Raw genomic sequence first — 2,520 nt, 5'->3', positions numbered from 1 at the left:
AGGTCCAGATCCCGGCACGCCTGGGCCACCGTCACGCCCCGCTCGGTCACCAGCTTCACCGCCTCGATCTTGAACTCGCGGCTGAACTTCCGTCTCGTCATATCCACTATCCAGTTCCTTGGTCACGATCTTATCTTCGTGTCCACGGAACCGGCAGCAGGCCACCCTGCCATTTGCCCGATTGCTGCGTCATGGGCGCGAGCCCGGCAAACGCGGTGATCTTCTTGCTGTCGAGATGCCCGAGTTACGGCATGTCGATCAGCATGGTCGTGGCGGTTAACTAACCAAAATCAGCCTCCGGCAAACCCGGTGCGGTTCAATCCTAGGTGTCGACGATTCCCTTCGCGGGCCACGGACGCGCTGGCAATGTCACGCTGATAGACCTCCTCGAATTAAGATGTCTGACGTCAGCGTCCACGGGGCGGATTAGGCAGAGTGCGCGACTGAGGTTTTCTGGTTCATCGTAGCCCTGATGTGATAGACAGAGCATACTGGGCTGTGGCTTAACGGAAATGATGCTTTCTAATCAAAAAGAGTTCGGCACGGTCTTCTCTGTCGAGTTGAACCCGGACTACTTCGGGAAGTTCGGTCGACGTAGCCCAGGTTTCACCAGTAAGCGGAATCGAACGCCCCTTGTGAGGTTCTAGAGCGCCCGATAGGCTGCAATCTGATGATATGAAAAGGTTTCCTCCGACTCGGATCGGTTCGACGGTTCTGTAACGACTATCGCGGCCGAATGTCTCTTGGTAACAGGTAGCCCTTATGTTCCCAGTCGACTCTAGTTGAAGGTCACAGAGGATACCTTCACCTGCGGCTCTCCAGTTGCCTGATAGAGCATCTTGATCGCAGTTTAATGCGAGCGACATGCTCGGTGTTAGCAGGGCTGCTGTTGCGACAAGGGTTATAACGAAAAAATTGATGGGTTGCATGGTGCTCTCAACATGAACAGGAGTGAATCTACCGCGAACGTAATCTTAGGGTGAACATTTGGGTGTAAAGAAGTAGTTACAGAACAACTGAGACTGTGCTGTCATTTGTGGACGTATATCCGCGCCGATGGCCCAGGAGATCGCGCAAGTGAGCAGGGCGAGCGTGCATCGTGGCTTCGATACGCTGGCGGCACAGGGTCTCGTTCGTGAGATGACGGGGCAGGAGCGGTTCCGGTGCTGGACCGTGCGGCTTGCTCGCTCATCGTGAAACCGCTATCCGCAGGTGGCTCTGCAGTCACGAAAAGAAATTTGCCAGCTCATGCCCCCTCCGCATCCTGCCCATAGCACCCCTCTTTTCATCCTTGGTTGCGTGCGCTCCGGCACGACCCTAGTGCGTGACCTGCTGCGTCGCCAGCAAAACGTGATCTGCCCCGAGGAGACTCATTATTTCCGCTATGGCGAGCCGTTTCGTACCGGCGGGCATAGTAACCCGCTGCTGAATTCGAAAACCTTGCTGAAACACCGGGAGATTGACGGGATCGCACCAGAGACATTCAAGGAAATGCTCATGATGTCGCGCAGCCGCGGCGAATTGCTATGCCGGCATGTACATCACATGGCAGAGGCACGCGGTCTGCAGAACTACCAATGGTTCGACAAGACTCCCCAGAATGTCTACGGCCTTCCGCTCATCCGAGCCGAATTCCCAAAGGCGCGCTTCCTGCATCTAGTACGCAACCCGCTCAACGTCGTGGCCAGTCTGAAGCTGGGAAAGGTCATAAAGGTGACCGACATACATGCAGCTTGTAACTACTGGATCGAGGCCGTCACGATCATTCACCAAATGACGTCGCTCCTAGAGGGCAGTTTGCTCGAGATGCACTATGAGGATGTTACCACTTATCCGGTTGCGAGCATGGAAAAGCTTCTAGAGTTTTCAAAACTTGGCGACCAGAAGGAACTCTACCGATCGCAGGATGCCCATGAGGAACGGAACCAGTTCCATGACGTGCTGAGTGCAGAGGAGCAGGGTATCGTTATCCGCCGCTGTAGCCCACTCGCTGAAAAATACGGATATGAGCTGGGTTAAGAAACGTCTGCGTCGGCGGACCGGCCCTCCGGCGATTTACCCGCCATCCTAGGCGAACTTCAGACTAGACGATCTGGCTCAGCCGGTCACCGGCTCGTGGCCAGAACTCTTCTCGGTTTCGAGGCCAACAGTCTACCGGACCTTGCAGCAAGCGGGCAGTAAGCGCCCGGTCACCAACGCCCCCGACCTGACTGCCATCGACGCCGTCGCGCGCTACAAGGCGTTGGCCGACATCGAGCGCGGCTTCCGCGTCCTCAAGTCCGACATCGAGATCGCGCCGGTCCACCACCGGCTGCCCGACCGCATCCGTGCCCATGCCCTGATATGCTTTCTCGCCCTGGTGCTTTACCGCGTCATGCGCATGCGGCTGAAAGCCAGGGGCAATGCCACAAGCCCGCGGCGGGCGCTGGACCTTCTCGCAACCCTCCACCAGCACGTCACGCGAATTGGACCAACAACAACGACAGGCCTGACGCGACAGCAACCGGAACAACTGGAGTT

2 protein-coding genes and 1 pseudogene are annotated in these 2,520 nt (G+C 56.9%); 2 read left to right on the top strand and 1 reads right to left on the bottom strand.

Annotated elements, in window-relative coordinates; genetic code table 11:
• A partial coding sequence (locus IM708_RS20705) for a transposase (protein WP_209428446.1) occupies positions 1-101 on the bottom strand: 101 nt, incomplete at its 3' end.
• 1,147 nt (positions 102-1,248) lie between these two features.
• Here IM708_RS20705 and IM708_RS20690 point away from each other — a divergent pair.
• Positions 1,249-2,019 carry a sulfotransferase gene (locus tag IM708_RS20690; protein ID WP_209428443.1) on the top strand — a complete coding sequence of 257 codons (771 nt, stop codon included), beginning with the start codon at positions 1,249-1,251 and terminating at the stop codon, positions 2,017-2,019.
• Between the two features lie 169 nt (positions 2,020-2,188).
• A pseudogene (locus tag IM708_RS20685) lies at positions 2,189-2,520 on the top strand (IS1634 family transposase); the annotation flags it as partial.

Origin of the sequence: Pararhodobacter sp. SW119, assembly GCF_017811755.1 — a bacterium.
In the GTDB taxonomy this organism is placed as follows: Bacteria; Pseudomonadota; Alphaproteobacteria; order Rhodobacterales; family Rhodobacteraceae; genus Pararhodobacter.
The sequence above is the reverse complement of the archived record's forward strand: the minus strand, read 5'-3'. Positions and strand labels throughout refer to the sequence as shown.